Here is a 3,480-nt window from a genome sequence, read left to right as displayed (position 1 = left end):
GTTAATAAAGATATACATATAGAACTACAGGCTATGGTAAACACTACTGCCAATAAAACAAAACCAAATTTACCAAAAACATAATAAGTAATCTCACTTAAAATATCTGCACCATTTTTAGTATTAGGGAACATTCTAGCCGTTGAACTCCCAAGAAAAGCTATCATTGAATAGATACTAAATAATGCTATACCTGCCAATATACTAGATTTAACAATATATTTTCTTATACTTCTATCATCTTCAATCCCTTTATACCTTAAATTCATTTGTAGAATAACACCAAAAAGTACAGCTGTAAGAGCATCTAACGTACTATAACCATCTAGAAAACCTTGTAATAAAGGTAATTTAGAATACTTTTCTAAAGGAGGTGTAAAACTTGATACCCCTTTAATAATCGTCCCTAAAAATATTATTAATATCAATGTAAATAATACTGGAGTAAGATATTTACCTAATTTAGTAACCAAATGATTAGGTGTTAAACAAAGCATATATATTATAGAGAAAAAAACTATACTATATATAACTCTTATCATAATTTTATCCCCAACATTTTCAAAGATTATGCTATACGATGTGCTAGCTGCACGTGGAACAGCAACTAAAGGTGCTATTGTTATATATAACATGCTTAAAAAAACAATAGAGAACTTTTTACCTATTTTTTCTAAAATATTTTCTATATCTCCAAATTTAGAAACTTCTATAACTCCTATAATTGGTATAAGTACAGCTGATAGTGAAAATCCTAGTATACTTAAATAAAAATATACTCCACTTTCTTTTCCTATTAACGGAGGGAATATTAAATTTCCTGCGCCAAAAAACATACCAAAAATCATAAAACTTATCTGTAAAAAATCTTTTTTATTTAACTTTTTCAAATTTTTCTCCTATTTATATAATTTAGCATTAGAACTATCTCTATTAGTTAATCTAACAGGTAATCCATAGCTAGCAAAAATATCTTCAGCCTTAACAACTTCTTCTTTAGTTGGAGTAGGTGTTTCTCTAAGCTTATATTCCTTTTTCATCAAATCCCATTTAGGTGTTCCCATTTGATGAAAAGGTAATATATCAACACGTTCTACATTTTTAAATTTAGAACAATATTTAGCCCACTCATGTAAATCTTTTTCATCATCTGAATAGCCCGGAACTAATACATATCTAAGCCATACAGGTTTTTTAATTTCTTCTAAATAATCAGCCATTTTAAGAGTTGGAGCAAGATTAACAGAAGTTAAAACTTTATACTTTATAGGGTCTATGTGTTTAATATCAAGCATTATTAAATCAGCCATTTCTATAGCTTTTTTAGATTTTTCAGTAAATATATATCCAGATGTATCTATACAAGTATGTATTCCTTCTTTCTTGCATAATTCAAACAATTCTACTATAAAATCAGATTGTACCAATGGTTCACCACCAGATACTGTAACACCTCCACTTTTAATAAAACCTTTAACTTTCATTATTTCTTTAAAAACATCTTCGGCATTCATTAATTTATGGTAATCTTTTAAATTCCATGTATCAACATTATGGCAATACAAGCATCTTAAAGGACATCCTTGTAAGAATAAAACAAATCTTATTCCTGGACCATCTTTAGTACCAAAAGACTCAAAAGAATATATATAACCTTCTTTTTTATTTTCCATATAGGCCCTCCTATTTTTTTTGTTTAATACACATATTATATAACTAATTATCCATTTGTGCAAGTAAAAAAAAAACTAAATACTCTTGTACTTAGTTGAATGATTATCAAATGGTGAGCCAGCAGGGGGTCGAACCCTGGACACACGGATTAAGAGTCCGTTGCTCTGCCAACTGAGCTACTGGCTCATATATTAATAAAATATATGAATAAGCTTATATTTTTATTTAAATGGCGTACCTCGTAGGAGTCGAACCCGCAACCTTCTGATCCGTAGTCAGATGCTCTATCCAATTGAGCTAGAGGTACAAATAAAAATGGCGGACAAGGTGGGATTTGAACCCACGACTCAGGTTTATGCCCGAGTGCTTCCTTAGCAGGGAAGTGTATTCGGCCTCTCTACCACTTATCCACACATATCTCTTTCAAGACAATTAACATATTATCATAATTTTGTTGAATTGTCAACTTTTTTTTGATAAAATGATACTGAGGTGATAATATGATATTAGCTTTTGATATTGGAAATACACATATTTGTCCAATTTTTTTTGATAAAAAAGGAAAAATTTTAGAAAAATTTAGAATACCAAGTAAAACTCATCTTACTGAAGATGTACTTTATTCTTTTTTAAAAACTTTAGCAGACAACAAACATATCGATCTTAATTTAATTGAAGATGTATTAATATGCTCTGTAGTTCCACATTTAGATGAAATTTTTATATATCTATCTAAAAAATATTTTAATAAAATTCCCTATATATTAAACTATGAAACTACAACAAATTTAGTACATGTAGATGATAGCAGTGAAAGAAAATTAGGTGCTGATAGGATCGCAGCAATTATTGGTTCACAAAAAATAATTAAAGATAGACATTGTATTGTAATTGATTTTGGAACTGCCATAACCTTTGAAATGATATATAATAAGAAATATCTGGGTGGAGCTATACTTCCAGGAATAGAACTTTCAATAAATGCATTATTCCAAAACACTGCAAAACTCCCTAAAATAACTTTCAAGAAAGCAGACAATGTATTAGCTAACACTACAGTAGATCAAATAAATCTTGGTATATATTACGCAAACATTGGAGCTATTAAAGAATTAATAACTCAATATAAAAAACTATTCCCTGATTCTTTTGTAATATCAACTGGTGGTCAAGGAAAAGAAATAAGTAAAGAATTAAATGAATTTATAGATGAATATATACCAAATTTAGTGGAAAATGGAATTTTTGAATTTTATAATTTAAATAAATAATAAATACACTAAAAATGTGTACCTTTAAATCATTAAAATTATATTTGATTTATCGGTACACATTAAAATTAATATTTAAATTTAAAACTTTTTGAAATATAATTAAGTATATTTATTATTTGTTATCTTGTTGTAAGTAATTTAGTAGATTTTCTCTTAAAGTTAGAAAATAATTTTATTTGTCCTACTACTGACATATTCCCACCTTATAATTTTTTTATTATATACTACAATAGCATATTAGAAGGAAGAATTTCTATGCGTAAAGATTATCTAGTAAAACAATTAAAATATATAGAATTTTACAATAAAGTTAAAGTAAATTTAAAAAACTACACCTTATCAAATAAGATGTAATTCCTTAAATTATTGATTTTAAATTTCATGTCCAGTTTGTTGGTACATGTTCTAAAGGTTTCTATTTTCATTTTTCTATCTTAATTTTATTCTTTGACCATTTTTATAAATTCCTTCTTCTCTACTACCATCATTAAAATAGCGCGTATATGGTCCTTCTTCTTTCCCACTTCTATAA

The 3,480-nt window shown here is 27.5% G+C and carries 3 protein-coding genes and 3 tRNA genes; 1 reads left to right on the top strand and 5 read right to left on the bottom strand.

The annotated features are described in order from the left end of the window. From brnQ to ACWYO2_RS05375, 5 genes are all read right to left on the bottom strand, one after another. The coding region (gene brnQ, locus ACWYO2_RS05395) for a branched-chain amino acid transport system II carrier protein (RefSeq protein ID WP_455515458.1) at window positions 1–890 on the bottom strand (890 nt) is incomplete at its 3' end. A 9-nt stretch (window positions 891–899) separates the two neighbouring features. Beyond that, complete coding sequence (gene pflA / locus ACWYO2_RS05390; protein ID WP_455515457.1) at window positions 900–1,673, bottom strand: pyruvate formate-lyase-activating protein; 774 nt, start codon at window positions 1,671–1,673, stop codon at window positions 900–902. 111 nt (window positions 1,674–1,784) lie between these two features. After that, a tRNA-Lys gene (locus ACWYO2_RS05385) sits at window positions 1,785–1,860 on the bottom strand. 44 nt (window positions 1,861–1,904) lie between these two features. After that, window positions 1,905–1,981, bottom strand: a tRNA-Arg gene (locus ACWYO2_RS05380). A gap of 9 nt (window positions 1,982–1,990) precedes the next feature. Further along, window positions 1,991–2,084: transfer RNA gene (locus tag ACWYO2_RS05375), tRNA-Ser, on the bottom strand. Window positions 2,085–2,174: 90 nt separating this feature from the next. On the opposite strand from ACWYO2_RS05375, the gene ACWYO2_RS05370 reads away from it, so the two are divergent. Continuing rightward, complete coding sequence (locus ACWYO2_RS05370) at window positions 2,175–2,945, top strand: type III pantothenate kinase (protein ID WP_455515456.1); 771 nt, start codon at window positions 2,175–2,177, stop codon at window positions 2,943–2,945. Window positions 2,946–3,480: the final 535 nt, after the last annotated feature.

It is taken from the genome of Pseudostreptobacillus sp. (genome assembly GCF_977040545.1).
Note: the sequence above shows the minus strand (reverse complement) of the source record. Positions and strands in the feature narration are given on the sequence as shown.